General features: G+C 45.7%; 1 protein-coding gene. It reads right to left on the bottom strand.

All coding sequences use genetic code 11. The annotated features are described in order from the left end of the window. Positions 1-157 precede the first annotated feature (157 nt). Positions 158-842, bottom strand: a 685-nt coding sequence (locus AB4653_RS14530) for a PKD domain-containing protein (RefSeq protein ID WP_372104537.1), incomplete at its 5' end; no start/stop codon positions are given.

The raw sequence follows: 842 nt of genomic DNA, 5'->3' as shown, positions 1-842 counted from the left end.
TTAAATTGCGACCAATAAAAAGCCCTACCGAATCGGTAGGGCTTTTGCTTACGGCTTAAATAATGACGTTTTCTTAAAACTGCTGTCTTGGCTTATATCCTGTGACAACAGTACTTAAGCTTACTTTGTAAATACGCATGACAGAGCCTGCAATGATTTACAGGTCGACCAAAATTGTCTTAGTCGTAATCCCGCCTTGGTCATCGATTATCTTCAGTGTCACCTCGTGTTTTCCGTATGAAGGGAAGATTGAAGTGAATGTGCGACCTCGTTTCACCTTTCCGTTTGGAAGTGTCCACTCGGTATCAACAATACGACCATCACTGTCTGAACTTGTTGACCACATGGTTACCCAGCGACCCAAGTGAATGTACTTCGCGCTTGCTTCTGGAAGAGCGTTTGGAGATTCAACACTCACTACGGAGCTGAACGAATCGGTATTGCCTTTGTCGTCGACAACAGTCAAGTTCACCGTGTATTCACCTGCTTGCTCGTAAGACCAAGTTGGTGTCACTTCGTTACTTGTTGTTCCGTTGCCCAAGTCCCATAGATAACTGGTGATCTCACCGTCTTGGTCTGAGCTAAAGTTACGTGCTGAAACGTTCAGGCCAGTCACATTAAGCTCGAAGTTCGCAGTAGGAGCGACGTTGTGTTGGCTTACTTTAGATAAGCGAACCACACCGTATTCGTTGTTGTCACTCTGATTCACAATATCGACCGCTAAACCAAACTCCGTCAGGATACGTCCTGAGTCTGGTGCTTGAGGCGATGTGTAATCTTGGTCATCCGAGAAGCTAGCATTGCCAACTAAACTGGTATCTTCGAGCACATCATTGTCGCTG

This window comes from Vibrio sp. 10N.222.48.A3, assembly GCF_041475345.1.
In the GTDB taxonomy this organism is placed as follows: domain Bacteria; phylum Pseudomonadota; class Gammaproteobacteria; order Enterobacterales; family Vibrionaceae; genus Vibrio; species Vibrio tasmaniensis_A.
The sequence above is the reverse complement of the archived record's forward strand: the minus strand, read 5'-3'. Positions and strand labels throughout refer to the sequence as shown.